17 protein-coding genes are annotated in these 12,903 nt (G+C 73.0%); 12 read left to right on the top strand and 5 right to left on the bottom strand.

Annotated features, from left to right (window positions below):
- Nucleotides 1–52 precede the first annotated feature (52 nt).
- The 5 genes from H291_RS30990 (at nt 53) to H291_RS0120650 (ending at nt 3,759) form a co-directional block, all read left to right on the top strand.
- Nucleotides 53–367, top strand: a complete 315-nt coding sequence (locus tag H291_RS30990) for a helix-turn-helix domain-containing protein (protein WP_033327435.1) — start codon at nt 53–55, stop codon at nt 365–367.
- A gap of 190 nt (nt 368–557) precedes the next feature.
- Nucleotides 558–1,241 carry a YdcF family protein gene (locus tag H291_RS0120665; RefSeq protein WP_020016930.1) on the top strand — a complete coding sequence of 228 codons (684 nt, stop codon included), beginning with the start codon at nt 558–560 and terminating at the stop codon, nt 1,239–1,241.
- Nucleotides 1,242–1,326: 85 nt separating this feature from the next.
- Nucleotides 1,327–1,710: a DUF1232 domain-containing protein gene (locus H291_RS34275; protein ID WP_020016929.1), complete on the top strand. Its 384-nt coding sequence runs from the start codon at nt 1,327–1,329 to the stop codon at nt 1,708–1,710.
- 51 nt (nt 1,711–1,761) lie between these two features.
- Nucleotides 1,762–3,018, top strand: a complete 1,257-nt coding sequence (locus H291_RS30980; protein WP_020016928.1) for an NAD(P)/FAD-dependent oxidoreductase — start codon at nt 1,762–1,764, stop codon at nt 3,016–3,018.
- Between the two features lie 147 nt (nt 3,019–3,165).
- Nucleotides 3,166–3,759, top strand: coding sequence for a 1-acyl-sn-glycerol-3-phosphate acyltransferase (locus H291_RS0120650; RefSeq protein ID WP_020016927.1), 594 nt, complete (start codon nt 3,166–3,168; stop codon nt 3,757–3,759).
- Nucleotides 3,760–3,768: 9 nt separating this feature from the next.
- Here the strand turns inward: H291_RS0120650 and H291_RS0120645 are convergent, their stop codons facing one another.
- A complete protein-coding gene (locus tag H291_RS0120645; RefSeq protein ID WP_020016926.1) occupies nt 3,769–4,491 on the bottom strand; it encodes a TetR/AcrR family transcriptional regulator in 723 nt (240 codons plus the stop codon).
- Between the two features lie 103 nt (nt 4,492–4,594).
- On the opposite strand from H291_RS0120645, the gene H291_RS0120640 reads away from it, so the two are divergent.
- On the top strand, nt 4,595–4,972 hold the full coding sequence (locus tag H291_RS0120640; protein WP_020016925.1) for a VOC family protein: 378 nt from the start codon (nt 4,595–4,597) through the stop codon (nt 4,970–4,972).
- 540 nt (nt 4,973–5,512) lie between these two features.
- On the opposite strand, the gene H291_RS0120630 is transcribed toward H291_RS0120640, so the two are convergent.
- Nucleotides 5,513–5,962 (bottom strand): TIGR03668 family PPOX class F420-dependent oxidoreductase, encoded by a 450-nt coding sequence (locus H291_RS0120630; RefSeq protein WP_020016923.1) that lies wholly within the window; start codon nt 5,960–5,962, stop codon nt 5,513–5,515.
- Between the two features lie 17 nt (nt 5,963–5,979).
- Here H291_RS0120630 and H291_RS0120625 point away from each other — a divergent pair, with 17 nt between their 5' ends.
- Entirely contained in the window at nt 5,980–7,086 is a 1,107-nt protein-coding gene (locus H291_RS0120625) for a P1 family peptidase (protein ID WP_020016922.1), read from the top strand.
- Here the strand turns inward: H291_RS0120625 and H291_RS32790 are convergent.
- The 3 genes from H291_RS32790 to H291_RS0120610 all read right to left on the bottom strand — a co-directional run bounded on the left by H291_RS32790 (nt 7,056) and on the right by H291_RS0120610 (nt 9,535).
- Nucleotides 7,056–7,739: an SIMPL domain-containing protein gene (locus tag H291_RS32790; RefSeq protein ID WP_020016921.1), complete on the bottom strand. Its 684-nt coding sequence runs from the start codon at nt 7,737–7,739 to the stop codon at nt 7,056–7,058. The two genes, H291_RS0120625 and H291_RS32790, sit on opposite strands and share 31 nt — an antisense overlap.
- 73 nt (nt 7,740–7,812) lie before the next feature.
- Entirely contained in the window at nt 7,813–8,928 is a 1,116-nt protein-coding gene (locus H291_RS32785) for a winged helix DNA-binding domain-containing protein (protein WP_084468300.1), read from the bottom strand.
- Nucleotides 8,912–9,535, bottom strand: coding sequence for a DUF4126 domain-containing protein (locus tag H291_RS0120610; protein WP_026365960.1), 624 nt, complete (start codon nt 9,533–9,535; stop codon nt 8,912–8,914). Before H291_RS0120610 ends, H291_RS32785 begins: the two co-directional genes overlap by 17 nt.
- A gap of 192 nt (nt 9,536–9,727) precedes the next feature.
- Between H291_RS0120610 and H291_RS0120605 the strand changes: the two genes are divergently transcribed.
- Genes H291_RS0120605 through H291_RS0120585 form a run of 5 tightly spaced genes read left to right on the top strand, consistent with a single transcriptional unit; the run spans nt 9,728 to nt 12,883 of the window.
- On the top strand, nt 9,728–10,183 hold the full coding sequence (locus H291_RS0120605) for an anthrone oxygenase family protein (RefSeq protein ID WP_020016918.1): 456 nt from the start codon (nt 9,728–9,730) through the stop codon (nt 10,181–10,183).
- Nucleotides 10,184–10,224: 41 nt separating this feature from the next.
- On the top strand, nt 10,225–11,280 hold the full coding sequence (locus H291_RS0120600; RefSeq protein ID WP_020016917.1) for a diaminopropionate ammonia-lyase: 1,056 nt from the start codon (nt 10,225–10,227) through the stop codon (nt 11,278–11,280).
- A gap of 35 nt (nt 11,281–11,315) precedes the next feature.
- A complete protein-coding gene (locus tag H291_RS0120595) occupies nt 11,316–12,185 on the top strand; it encodes a putative RNA methyltransferase (RefSeq protein WP_020016916.1) in 870 nt (289 codons plus the stop codon).
- A 48-nt stretch (nt 12,186–12,233) separates the two neighbouring features.
- On the top strand, nt 12,234–12,464 hold the full coding sequence (locus tag H291_RS0120590) for a hypothetical protein (RefSeq protein WP_020016915.1): 231 nt from the start codon (nt 12,234–12,236) through the stop codon (nt 12,462–12,464).
- Complete coding sequence (locus H291_RS0120585) at nt 12,461–12,883, top strand: PIN domain-containing protein (protein ID WP_020016914.1); 423 nt, start codon at nt 12,461–12,463, stop codon at nt 12,881–12,883. The genes H291_RS0120590 and H291_RS0120585 overlap by 4 nt, the downstream gene beginning before the upstream one ends.
- Nucleotides 12,884–12,903 lie beyond the last annotated feature (20 nt).

Here is a 12,903-nt window from a genome sequence, read left to right as displayed (position 1 = left end):
AAACAGATCTTCACTTTCCGGCAGGCCCTGTCGTGCGTCATGGCACGTTTCGATGGCAGAGCGTCGACGGGAGGGCACCTTGCTCACGAACGCAGCCCAGATCATTGCCCGGATCCGTGCCGAGCGAGGGCTCAGCATGAGTTCCCTCGGGGTGCTCGCGGGCGTGCCCACGTCGACGATCAGCCGCATCGAGTCGGGGCAGATCGAGCCCACGCTCGGAATGGTCCGGCGCATCGCGCTGGGTGCCGGCTACCACCTTCACCTGCAGTACTACGACCTCTTCTCGGGCAAGCTCGAGGACGACGTGGTCCCCGTCGCGGCCGACCCGGCCGGCGAGCCCGAGGAGGACGAGGATCCCCCGCGGTAGGGCGGTTTCTCCGGGGTCCGCTACCTTGTCTCGGTATGGGATGTCGGTGCGGGGGGCGCGGGGACGGAGAGCGACGGCGCTCGTGGTCTGTTCCCGATAAATGTGACATTGCACGCAATTCCTGTGGAATCCAGGCGTGCGCTCTCACTCTGGTTGTGCCCCCCATTCCTCCGAGCAATATGGTCGTCATATGCCGAACGTCATGATCCCCGCCGAGGTGCGGGAGGACGTAGAGACGCTGTGGGTGTTCCACGACCTGCAGCACGAGCCGCGGCAGGTCGACGTCTGCATCGGCCTGGGCGGCCACGACCTCGGCGTGGCCGAGTACACCGCGGAGCTCTACCACCAGGGACTGTTCCGGCAGATCGTCTTCACGGGTGCCAACGCGCCCACCACCGTCGACGCCTTTCCCGAGGGCGAGGCGCTCGGCTACCGCGACCACGCGATCGCGAGCGGCGTGCCCGCCGAGGCGGTGCTCGTCGAGCCCGAGGCCACCAACACCAGCGAGAACCTGGAGTACAGCCGCAACCTGCTCGTCGAGCACGGGGTCGAGCCGACCTCCGTGCTGCTCGTCTCGCACCCCTACCAGCAGCGTCGCGCGTTCGCGACGAGCCAGATGGTGTGGCCCGACGTCGACGTGCTGTGCGTGTCGCGGCCCCAGACTCTGGACGAGTACGTGGCCGGCGTCGGCGACGCCGACCGCGTGGTCGACATGCTCGTCGGCGAGACGCAGCGCCTCACGCTCTACGCCGAGCTCGGCTTCATCTCCCACGAGGAGGATGTGCCCGGCGACGTCATCGGCGCGTTCGACCGGCTGGTGGCGGCCGGGTACACGTCGCGGCTGGTGGAGGACCGGCGTCCGATAGACGTCTGACCAGCGCCGCCTGAGGCCGATGTCACGAAACGGGCTTCCGGGACATCCCTGGCGAGTTTCCCCGTTCTCCGTTACGTTCCGGGGCATGCGCGAGGAAAACAAGCGGGGCAAGGATCCCAGGAAGTTCACCTGGCAGGAGATCCTCACGTTCGTCGCGGGCGCCGGGTACGTGGCGAGCCCGATCGACCTCCTGTCCGAAGGCGTGCTGGGGCCCCTCGGTCTCGGCGACGACGCCATCGCGATCGTCATCGCGGGCGTCACCCTCTACAAGGCCATCCGGCGGTTCCGGGAGCACCGCACCGTACCGGGCACCACCGGCGACACGACGCCGGGCGGCGCCTCGGGTGGCGCCGGTTCGAAGGGCGGCGCGACGGCGGACGCCGGGACCACGTCCGGTGGGAAGTACGCCAACGGCAAGACCGTGCCCGGCACCGCCGAGGACGTGACCGACCGCAAGCCGCGCCGCTGACCGCCCGGCCCACCTTGGCCGGCCGGTCCGGGCGGGTCTAGGGTCGACGGCGTGGTCAGCGACAACGCACCCCGGGTCCTCGTCGTCGGGGGCGGGCCTGCGGGCGCCGCCACCGCGATCGCGCTGCGCCGTGAGGTTCCCGGCGCCCGGGTGACCGTGGTCGACAAGGCCACGTTCCCGCGCGACAAGACCTGCGGTGACGGGCTGGGCCCCGGCGCCCGCCGGGTGCTGGACGGGCTCGGCCTGTCGGAGCTGCTCGAGCCGTTCCACATGCCGATGTCGGTGGCGATCAGCGGCCCGGGCGGGGTCGAGGCCCTGGCGCGCGGCCCGCTCATGGAGGGCCGCGACCTGGCGGGCTACGTCACGCCCCGGCTGGACCTGGACCACCTCCTGCTGGGCGCGGCGCGCGACGCCGGCGCCGAGGTGCGCGAGGGCGTCTCGTTCGAGGGGTCGGCGCCGGACGGCGTACGCGAGCGGGTCGCCCTGTCCGACGGCGAGGCGACGTACGACCTGGTCGTCGGCGCCGACGGCGCCTACTCCGCGGTGCGTCGCGCCCTCGGCGTCGAGCGGCCGTCGATGCGGCACACCCACATCGCGATGCGCGCGTACGGCAAGGTGACCCACCCGGACAAACCCGTGAGCGACACCCTCCGGTTCGACTTCCTGGAGTCGCTCCTGCCGGTCTACGGCTGGGTCTTCCCGCTGCCCGACGACGGCGCGAACATCGGCGTCGGGCTCCCCGTCAACCACCTGAAGCGGCAGACCGCGCGGCACGGCCGCAAGCTGCGCGACCTGTTCGACCTGTACGTCGAGGACCTGGGGCGCCGGGGCTTCTCGGTCTCCGGGGTCGAGCGCGTCGCCACGCACCAGCTCCCGCACGCCGCCGCCCGGACCCCGATGACGGCGCGGGGCAGGGCCGCCGTGCTGGTCGGCGACGCGGCCGCGACCATCAACCCGCTCAGCGGCGAGGGCATCTTCTACGGCATGGCCGCGGGCGTGCAGCTCGCTGAGCACCTGGGGGAGGTGGAGCGAGGCGGCGGGACGTGGGCCGGCGCAGGCCTGGCCGACGTCCTCGCGGGGTTCGAGCGGGCGCACCGCCGCCGCTTCGGGCGGCACTACCGCGAGTGCTACCTGGCGCAGCAGCTCATGCGCTCCAAGACGTGGGCGGGCATCGCGACGCGCGCCGTGGCGGCGTCCGACGAGGCGATGGCGCACGTGGCGCTCATGCTGTTCGACGAGCAGACGGCGGGCTCGCGGGGGCTGGTGCGGCTGGCTGCGAGCAGCGTGCGTCCGCTGCTGCGCCGCTGAGGAGCCGGCCTGTCGCGGAACGGGCGGCCGCCCCGGAACGGGCGGCGGACGGTAATCGTTGAGCGGGTCGTGGTTCTGTCACACTGCAGACCCTGAAGCTCAGCGCAGCCTGAGGTTTTCCGCCGATCCCCTGAACCGAGGACGACGATGTCACGCACCATCCGCCGGGCCGTTGCACGACTGATCTGGGCCGGCACCGGCTACCGGCTGCGCACGGAACCCGCGCCGACCCGGCCGACGGTGTTCATCGGGGCGCCGCACACGTCCAACACGGACTTCTTCCTCATGCTGGCCATCGCGTTCCAGATGGACCTGCACATCCGGTTCCTCATCAAGGACTCCTGGTTCAAGGGGCCGATGGCCGGTGTCATGCGCTCGCTGGGCGGCATCCCCGTGGACCGGAGCGACCCGGCCAGCATCGTCGACGAGATCCTCGCGGCCGTCGGCCGGGGCGAGGAGTTCCACCTCGTGGTGACGCCGGAGGGTACGCGCGGCAAGGGCTCGGGCTACTGGAAGTCGGGGTTCTACCGCATCGCGCTGAAGGCGGGCCTGCCCGTGACGCTCGGGTACGTGGACGGCGTCGCCAAGGTCGCGGGCCTGGGGCCGAGCATCGAGCTGACCGGCGACGTCGCCGCCGACATGGACGTGATCCGCGCGTTCTACCAGGACAAGTCGGGGGTCAAGCCGGCCAACCGTACGGAGCCCCGCCTGCGCAACGAGACCCCGGACGCCCAGCCCTGACCTCGGCGCTCACCGCTCGGCGGGCGGGGTGAGGGAGTCCAGGACGCGCTCCAGGCCGTAGGTCCAGGCGTGGGTCGGGCTGGACGGCGCGTTCATCGCCGCGCCCGCGGCGCCGCCCACCCGTCGGGCGAGCTCGTGGTCGTCGCCGAGGTACTCCGCCAGCCGTCCCGCCCAGCGGGCCCAGGCCTGCGGCATCTCGTCCGCCCGCGGGTCGGGCCGCTGCGCCCGCGCGGCCCCGCGGACGAAGTCCAGCACGAACGTGAGCGCGGCGTCGCGGGCGACGTCGTCCAGCGGCAGGTCGTCGAGCGCGTGCAGCTCGTGGTCGTACTTGGCGATGGTGCCCGGGCCGAACGCCGTGCGGTCGTCGTCGATCTCCAGCAGCCAGGGGCGCTCGCCGAGCAGCGCAAGGTTCGCGTCGGCGACGCGCCGCACGCGCGTGCGCCAGCCCGCGCTCCCGTGCTCTGGCAGCGGCATGGCCGCGAACGCGGCGTCGGCCATGAGGACCAGCAGGTCGTCGCGACTGTTCACGTGCGTGTAGACGGACATGGCGGAGACCCCGAGCACCTCGCCCAGCCGCCGGACGGTGACGGCGGGCAGCCCCTCGGCGTCGGCCAGTCGCATGGCCGCCTCGACCACCGCGCCCGTCGAGACGCGGGCCTGCGGGCCGCGCGCGCCGCCCCGCGGGGCGGCCGGGTGGTCGCGCCAGAGCAGGTCGATCAGCTCGCGGGGCATGGGTCTCCAGAATCCGGGTGACGGGCCGGGAACATTCTGCAACCATCTTACGTTGTACGCCGTACAAGGTTTATGAAGTGAGTCCGTGGAGCGAGGAGTCAGCTTGAAGATCACCGGTACCGCCCTGTCCCTCAACGTGCCCGACGTTGCCGCGTCGGCCGAGTTCGCCAAGCAGCACCTCGGGTTCACCGAGGCCATGTCCGACGACGGGTTCGTGTCGCTGGAGCACCAGAGCGCCGGCCTCAACATCGTGTTCCTGCGGGTCGGGCTCGGCACGTTCAAGCCCGAGCGGATCGCCGGCCCCGCCGGTCAGGGGCTGCTGATCGCGTTCGTCGTGGACGACCTCGACACCGAGTTCGCCCGCATCTCCGCCGCCGGGGCGGAGGTCGTCACGCCGCCCGAGACCGAGCCCTGGGGCGAGCGCTACTGCCAGTTCGCCGACCCGAACGGGATCGTGTGGCAGCTGGTGCAGTGGGTCTGACGGTTCCCTCCGCCCGGGTTCCCTCTGCTTCGCCAGTCCCCTTCGAGGCCTAGGTTTCTTCGCTTTCGGCCGCGTCAAGGCGAAGAAACTTAGGCCTCGTGGGGGAGTACCCGCGAGCGCTCCGCCCGGTCGGCACGCGGCGGTCGGCGGCCAGTGCTCGGCGTCGAACGTAGGGCTGCTCGGCCCAAGAGCCGTCTCAAGCCGACCGACCCTACGTTCGCCGTCGGACGCGCTGGCGAGACGACGCCGAGGTGCGCCGGCTGTCGGCCGGCGCGCACTACCACCGACTCAATCGCACCGAACGTAGGGTCGCTCGCTCCAAGAGGCCTCTTGCGCCGAGCGACCCTACGTTCGCCGTCGGGCGGCAGCGGCAGCGGGCGGTGGCGGCGCCGTCGGGCGGCGGCGATCGCGCGTCGGTTTCGGTGGGGCTCTACTTCTTCGAGGCCTAAGTTTCTTCGCTTTGCGCTGCCGGAAAGCGAAGAAACTTAGGCCTCGAAGGGGGGTGGTCGGGCCGGGTCGCTGGTCGGGCCAGGCCTGCGGTTAGCCGTGCGCCCAGCCCGACCAGCGGCCCACCCGGACCCGGATGACCGGGCCGTCCGGCCGGCGCTCGCGGTACTGCGGGTACCGGGCGGCCAGCGCGTCCAGCGCCGCCTCCCGCGGCTCGCCGTCGTGCTCGACGGCGGCGACGCCGTCCGCCCGCACCCACCACAGCCGGGACCAGTCGTCGTCGTACCGGTCCGTGAGCACGGCGACGCGCGGGTTTGCCGCGATGTTGCGCAGCCGCTTCAGGTCCCGCGTGGTCTTCGGCTTGTGGTCGACGGCGACGACGATCTCGTCGGCCGGAGCGCCCGCAGCGGTGCCGTCGACGGCGCTGACCAGCGCGAACGTGACCGGCACGAGCTGCGGCACGCCGTCGCCGTCGGCCGTGGCGAGATAGGCGTGCCGGGCTGCGGCGAACCGCGAGCGGCAGGTGTCGGCATCAAGGCGCACGGTGCCATTCTGTTGTCATGACCGACAACCAGCAGCCTCGGCGTGTGCGCGAGCTCGGGATTCTCGTCGGGTCGCTCCCGACCGGATCCCTGAACGCGATCACCGACGTGCCCGGCGTGCGGGTGGGGCACACCACGATCGTGGACCCGCCCCGCCTGCACACCGGGGTCACCGCGGTCGTCCCCGACGCGCTGGACGGCGACCGGCGCAGCCTGCCGTGCGGGCTGTTCGTCGGGAACGGGTTCGGCAAGCTGGTCGGCGCCACCCAGGTGGCCGAGCTCGGCGAGATCGAGACGCCGATCCTGCTGACCGCCACGCTGAGCGCCTTCCGGGCCGCGGACGCCCTGGTCACGCACGTGCTCGCCGGCCCGGGGCACGAGGAGACCCGCACGCTCAACCCGGTGGTGGGCGAGACCAACGACGGCCGGCTCAGCGACATCCGCGCCCGGCCCGTCACCGAGGCGCACGTGCTGGCCGCCCTCGACGGCGCGGCCCCCGGCCTGCCCGGCGAGGGTTGCGTCGGCGCCGGGACGGGCACCATGGCGCTCGGGTTCAAGGGCGGGATCGGCACGTCGTCCCGCATGGTCGACGGTCGGACGGTGGGCGTGCTGGTGCAGTCCAACTTCTCGGGCACCCTCACCGTGCGTGGGGTCCCGATCCGGCCGGACGACGACGGCGTCTGCCCGGTGGTCGGGGCTGCCGGTGCGCCGACGCACGCCGCGAACCAGCCCGAGGGCAACTCCTGCATGATCGTCGTGGCCACCGACGCGCCCCTGGACGCGCGCCAGCTCGGCCGGGTCGCGAGGCGGGCCGTGTTCGCGATGGCGCGGGTGGGCTCCGACTTCACGGGCGGCAGCGGCGACTACGCCCTGGCGTTCAGCACGGCGGGTGCCGCCGCGCCGGGCGCCCCGTCGTCGGGCAGCCTGGCCGACAGCGACCTGGACCCTCTCTTCGCGGCGACGATGGACGCGACGGAGGAGGCGCTGCTCAACTCGGTGTTCATGGCGACCACGACCGTGGGGCACCGCGGCACGGCGACCGCCGTGCCCCACGACCTGGTGCTCGACCGGCTGCGTTCCGCCGGGGTGCTGTCTCAGGCCTCGACGACGGGCCCGGTCTCGTAGTCGGCCGACACGGTGATCTCGACGTCGATGTCGCGGGGCTGCAGCTCGACCTGCGCGCCGCCGCCGGGCGCGGCCATGGCGCCGGCCCGCATGGCGTACATCGGGGTGTTCCCGCCGTCGTTGCCCCCGCGCAGCCCCGCCTCGTAGATGGCGACGGGGGACACCGGGCCCAGGCCCAGCGCGTCGGCGTAGGACTGGGCGCGCACCACCGTCTCCTCGGCGGCCTCGACGCGGGCCTCCGCCTGGAGCGTCTTGCGGGTCTCGTCGGTCAGGGTCCAGTTCAGCCAGTCGATCTCGACGCCCTCGACGTCCATGATATCGGCGAGCCACGTGGACAGGACCTCGAAGTCGCTGAAGGTGACCGACAGCCGCGCCGAGGCCCGGAACCGCCGGATGCGCTGCTTGCCGCCCGAGCCGGAGCTCTTGACCCGGTCGTCGTAGACGTACGAGTGCACGGAGGCGGAGTCCCACTTCTCCGCGGCGCCCGACTCGACGTGCGCCTTGGCCTGGTCGACGAGGATCGTGTGGGTGCGGGCCACCTGCTCCACCACGTCGTTGCGGAGGGTGCCCGAGAACGCGACGTGCAGGTTGACGGTCCCGCGCTCGGCGGGGTGGGTGCGCTTGGCCTGACCTTCGACGGCGATACGAGTCATGTGCGGAGTCTGCCCACCCGGGTGCGGGCCACGCCACCCCGGCGCGCCGGGCCGCGAGCTGCCGGTCGGCGGATCAGCCGATGGTGCCCTTGCCCACCGGGCCGCGGGCCAGCGTCGGCCCGAGGCCGCAGAACGCGCCGTACCGCCCGGCCTCGGCCTCCAGCGCCGACCAGACCGTGGCCGACGGCTCGTCCATGAGCTCGACCGTGAGCTCCACGGTCTGGGCCTTGAGCACCCGCGACCACCCGCCGGCGATCATCCCGTCCACCACCACGAGGCCGGTGTACAGCCACCGGCTCGGCATGCCGTCGCGGGTCAGGGACGGCCAGCTCTTGAAGTCGTGGCAGAAGAACTCGTCGTAGACCGACAGCAGGCGCACGGTGCCCGCCGGCGCCGGCTCGGGCAGGTCGCCGTCGGTCCAGAGCGTCAGGCCCGCGATCTCGTGGCGGGTGAGCCCGGCGTCGGCCACGGCTGCCCGGGCCGCCGTCTTGGTCAGGGTGCCCCACCAGGCCACGTCCTCGGCGCGGCACGGACCGTGCCCCCGCACGTACGCGCGGGCCAGGTGGACGCGGGCGGCGTGCTCGTCCCAGGACCGCTGCTCCGCCAGCAGCCGGTAGGTGGCTTGCTTGCCACGCATCGGACCGCTCGCCACGATCAGGTCGAGCTCCGCGTGCATCATCAGCTGCCCCAGGTGCCAGGCATCGAGCGGCGCACCCTCGGCCTCGGCGAGCGCGACGCCGATCTCCTTGCGGGTCAGCGGGCCGTCCGCCAGCGCGCCGGCGACGACGTCGTGCCTGCGGGGGAGCGCCGCGTGGTCGAAGCCGTAGGACCGCTCCGTCGAGGCCATCGCCTTCCGGATCCGGGGCGCGGTCGCCGTCATCAGCGGCGCCAGGTCCTCGGGGACCACGTAGTGCCAGGTGGGCCGCAGGACGTGCGTGCGCAGGACCGAGCCGTCGGCCAGCGCCCCCTGCACCTGTTCCAGCGTGGCGGGCGCGGCCAGGCGCTGCGCCACGCCCCACGCGGACGAGTGCAGCTCCTGCGACTGCACCGCACCGAGCCGGGCGACGACGCCGGGCACACCGCTGACGCCGGCACCGGCGCCGTCGTCACCCGGCGCGCGCAGCGCACCCAGGCCCACCGAGGTGAGCCGGGCCCGCTGGAGTCCCTCGACCTCAGACGTAGTAGGCATCCCCGCCGCCTTGTCCCGCCGCCCGGGCGCGCCGGTGCTTCACCAGGCTCCGGATCAGCATGATCACACCGACCACGAACAGGATCATCACCGGGATGATCGCGAGCGGCGCCAGGACCGCCAGGAACGAGACGCCGATGCTGGTCGCGTCCTCCGCCGCGCTGACAACGGGGGCCGCCGTGCCACCCGACACCGTGTTGGCGACCACGCGGCCGCCCGCCTTCGCCGCGTGCGTGCCGAGGGCCAGCACGACACCCGCGACGATCGGGATCCACTGCCCGGACTGCACGAACGCGCCCGGGTCCGTGACCGTCGCCGTCTCGGACATCGAGCCCGCGCCGAACGCGATACCGCCCGCGGTGGGCCGGATCACGGTCTGCACCACGTCGTTGATCGAGTCGAGCACCGGGATCTTGTCCGCCGCGAACTCGAGCACCAGGAGCACGACCAGGATCGCCATCACCCAGCCGTTCTCCAGCCACGCCCACGTACCCGGCAGCTCCACCAGGTCGGTGAAGCGCGACAGCACGCCGAGAAAGATGAGCGGGATCCATGCGTTGAGGCCCGCCGACAAGGCGAGCCCGCTTCCGGTGGCAAGTTCGAGCATGAGCCGAAGTGTTCCACGGCACACCGACACTCCGTGGGCGAAACGTGTCCGGTGTGCCCGATCTGTTACCCGAGTGTCACAGGCGCCCGGGCGGTCCGCGTTCACCTGTCGGCGTAGTCCTGGAACTCGCGGGCCCCTTCGTGGAAGAGTGGCTGTGGTACGCCGCGCCGCTGCGCTGACCTGGAGGCTCGCATGGTCTGGACGATCTTCGCCGTCGCATCGGTGGTGCTGCTGGGCCTGTCCGCGGGCGTCTTCTTCGGGTTCTCGTCGTTCGTCATGAGCGGCCTCGCCCGTGCGTCCGACGAGGCCGCGGGCGACGCGATGAACGGCATCAACGAGACGGCCCCGATGCCCGCCTTCATGAGCATCTTCTTCGGCGCGCTGCTCGTCCCGGGGGTCACCGGCATCTGGGGCCTGGTGGACGAACGCGCCGGCGGAGGCTGGATCCTCGCCGCCGCGGCGGTGTACCTGGTCGGCACCTTCGGCGTGACGATGGCGCTGAACGTACCGCTCAACAACCGCCTCCTCGCCGCCCACGACAAGGCCGCGGAATGGCGCGCCTACCGGCAGCCGTGGACCTCCTGGAACCACGTGCGCACCCTCGCGGGCGTCGTGGCGACGGCGCTCGCGGCGGTCGGGCTCCTCTGACCGGTCGGGCGCCGGGCGGGGTGTCGGGGACAATCGTCAACGTGCCCGCCATCGACTTCCACCGCACCCTGCCCGGATACGCGCCCACACCGCTGCGGGACGTGCCGCGCCTCGCCACGGAGCTCGGTGTCGGACGGGTGCTCGTCAAGGAGGAGTCGAGCCGGCTCGGGCTGCCGGCGTTCAAGGTGCTGGGCGCGTCGTACGCGATCGCGCGTGCCCTGGGGGAGCGGTTCGGCCTGGCCACGATCACGCTGGACGCGGTCCGTGAGGCCGTGCGTGGCACCGCCGTCCGCCTCTACGCCGCGACCGACGGCAACCACGGCCGCGCCGTCGCGCACGTCGCGGCGCTGGTCGGCGCGAACGCGACCATCTACTACCCGCCCGGCATCACCGAGGCCGCCAAGAAGGCCATCGCGGCCGAGGGCGCCCGGACCGTCGAGTCCGAGGGGGACTACGACGACGTCGTGGCCCGCGCCGCCGCCGACGCGGCCGCCGACCCGACCGCGGTGCTGGTGCAGGACACCTCCTGGGACGGGTACACGGACATCCCGCAGTGGATCGTCGACGGCTACGCGACGCTGTGCCTCGAGGCCGACCAGCAGCTCGCGGCGCTCGGCGTCGCCGCGCCCGACCTGGTGGTGATCCCGGTGGGCGTCGGCTCGTTCGCCCAGGCCGTGGTGAGCCACTACCGCACCGCGGGGGCCGACGGCGGCACGCTGCTCGCCGTCGAGCCCGACCGTGCGGCGGGGCTGGTCGCGTCGCTGCGCGCGGGCCGGCCCGTCACCGCGCCCGTGGGCGACACGATCATGACCGGCCTCTGCTGCGGCACCGTCTCGGCCCTGGCCTGGCCCGTCCTGCGCGACGGGCTCGACGGCGCGGTCACCGTCTCCGACGACCAGGCGGCCGCCGCCGTCGACGACCTGGCCCGGGACGGCGTCGACGCCGGACCGTGCGGCGCCGCGACGCTCGCCGCGGCCCGTCTGGTCCTGGGGCAGCCCGGCTGGCGGGAGGCGATCGGGCTGCGGGCCGACGCCGTCGTGCTGCTCCTGTCGACCGAGGGCCGGGCCGCCAACCCGGTCCCGCAGGACCGCGTCTAGCCCGCCCTCCCGATCACCCCTGCCAGGAGCTCTCCGTGCCCGTCGCCGTCCCCGCCGCCCTCGACCCGATCCTCCCGCTGCTGCGCTGCCCGTCGTGCGGCGACGAGCTCACGACCGCGCCCGGCGCGCTGCGCTGCCCCAACCGGCACAGCTTTGACCTCTCCCGCTACGGGTACGTCAGCCTGCTGACCGGCACGCGCGCCACCAGCGGGGACGACGGACCGATGGCGCGGGCCCGCCGCGACTTCCTGGCCGCGGACCGGTATGCGCCGATCCAGGACACGGTCGCGGACCTGGCGGGCGAGTCCGCGGGCGCGGGCGACGGCGCCAGGCCGCCCGCCACCGTCGTCGACGTCGGCTGCGGCACCGGCTACTACCTCGCGGGCGTGCTGGACGCGATGCCGGGCGCCGTCGGCCTGGGGCTGGACACGTCCGCGCACGCCCTGCGGACGGCGGCGAAGGCCCACGAGCGGGCCGCGGCCGCCACCTGGGACGTCTTCCGGCCGTTCCCGATCGAGTCGGAGCAGGTCGACGTGGTGCTCGACGTGTTCGCGCCGCGGAACCCGGCCGAGTTCCACCGGGTGCTGCGGCCGGGCGGGACGCTGGTCGTCGTGCGGCCGTTCGGCGGGCACCTGGCCGAGCTGCGCCGCCAGGTCGCGGGGATGGTGGCCGTCGACCCGGACAAGGAGGACCGCCTGCACCAGGCGCTCGACCCGTGGTTCGAGGAGGCTCGCACGGAGCGGGTCGAGTACACGACGCCGCTGACCCGCCAGGAGGCGGTCGACCTGGTGCTGATGACGCCGAGCGCCCGCCACGTCACCGAGGCAGAGCTGCGCGACGACGAAGGCGCGCTGCCCACCGAGGTGACGGTCTCGGTGCTGGCCACGGCCTACCGGCGGCGGTGAGGGCACAGGCACTGGCCCGCAATTCCTACTCCAAGTAGGATGGGCGACATGTCTGCTGCCGCCGGTATCGAGAAGCATTCCGTCTCCATGCCCGTGTCCACCTCCGAGGGTGTCCGCGCCCGAGCCGGGTCGCGCGGGTTCTCCGCCTATGTCGCCGGCGCGGTAGCGCGGCAGCTCGAACGGGACGCCCTGGACGACGTCCTGCAGGGCATGGAAGCGGAGCACGGCGCCGTCGACGAGGACGAGGTCGCGGCCATCATGGCGAGGCTCGCCCGGTGATCGTCGGCCCCCACTCGATCCTGCTGGACTCCGAGGCGCTGTCCGCGCTCGCCGACGACGGGCGGCAGATGCAGGCGTGGGCAACGGTCGCCCGTCGTACCGACTCGACGCTGCACGCCTCGGCGATCACGCTCGCGGAGGTCACCGACGGAACCGCCCGCGACGCGCGGGTCCGGCGTGCGGCCAAGGCGCTCCGGGTCGAGGAGGTCACGGCGGAGATCGGCTACGACGCCGGACGGCTGCGCGCTGGTGCGGCCTCGTCGCGGCGCAAGGCTCGTGACATGACCGTCGATGCCGTGGTCGCGGCGACCGCGCTCGCGCTGCGTGGCCCCGTTGTCGTCCTCACCGCAGACGACGGGGATCTGGATCTTCTGCTCGACGGCACCCTCGTCAAGGTCGAGCGGGTCGGCAAGAAGTAGGAGCGAAGAGGCTGGCCATG

Origin of the sequence: Promicromonospora sukumoe 327MFSha3.1 (genome assembly GCF_000385135.1) — a bacterium.
Taxonomy (GTDB): Bacteria; Actinomycetota; Actinomycetes; order Actinomycetales; family Cellulomonadaceae; genus Promicromonospora; species Promicromonospora sukumoe_B.
Note: the sequence above shows the minus strand (reverse complement) of the source record. Positions and strands in the feature narration are given on the sequence as shown.

Excerpts from the sequence above, each read along its gene's own strand:
- H291_RS0120590 (WP_020016915.1), top strand. The coding sequence starts at position 12,234 with ATGTCTGCTGCCGCCGGTATCGAGAAGCATTCCGTCTCCATGCCCGTG.
- H291_RS32785 (WP_084468300.1), bottom strand. The coding sequence starts at position 8,928 with ATGCCTACTACGTCTGAGGTCGAGGGACTCCAGCGGGCCCGGCTCACC.
- H291_RS0120610 (WP_026365960.1), bottom strand. The coding sequence starts at position 9,535 with ATGCTCGAACTTGCCACCGGAAGCGGGCTCGCCTTGTCGGCGGGCCTC.
- H291_RS0120645 (WP_020016926.1), bottom strand. The coding sequence starts at position 4,491 with ATGCCCCGCGAGCTGATCGACCTGCTCTGGCGCGACCACCCGGCCGCC.
- H291_RS34275 (WP_020016929.1), top strand. The coding sequence starts at position 1,327 with ATGCGCGAGGAAAACAAGCGGGGCAAGGATCCCAGGAAGTTCACCTGG.
- H291_RS0120605 (WP_020016918.1), top strand. The coding sequence starts at position 9,728 with ATGGTCTGGACGATCTTCGCCGTCGCATCGGTGGTGCTGCTGGGCCTG.
- H291_RS0120625 (WP_020016922.1), top strand. The coding sequence starts at position 5,980 with ATGACCGACAACCAGCAGCCTCGGCGTGTGCGCGAGCTCGGGATTCTC.
- H291_RS0120665 (WP_020016930.1), top strand. The coding sequence starts at position 558 with ATGCCGAACGTCATGATCCCCGCCGAGGTGCGGGAGGACGTAGAGACG.
- H291_RS30990 (WP_033327435.1), top strand. The coding sequence starts at position 53 with ATGGCAGAGCGTCGACGGGAGGGCACCTTGCTCACGAACGCAGCCCAG.
- H291_RS32790 (WP_020016921.1), bottom strand. The coding sequence starts at position 7,739 with ATGACTCGTATCGCCGTCGAAGGTCAGGCCAAGCGCACCCACCCCGCC.
- H291_RS0120650 (WP_020016927.1), top strand. The coding sequence starts at position 3,166 with ATGTCACGCACCATCCGCCGGGCCGTTGCACGACTGATCTGGGCCGGC.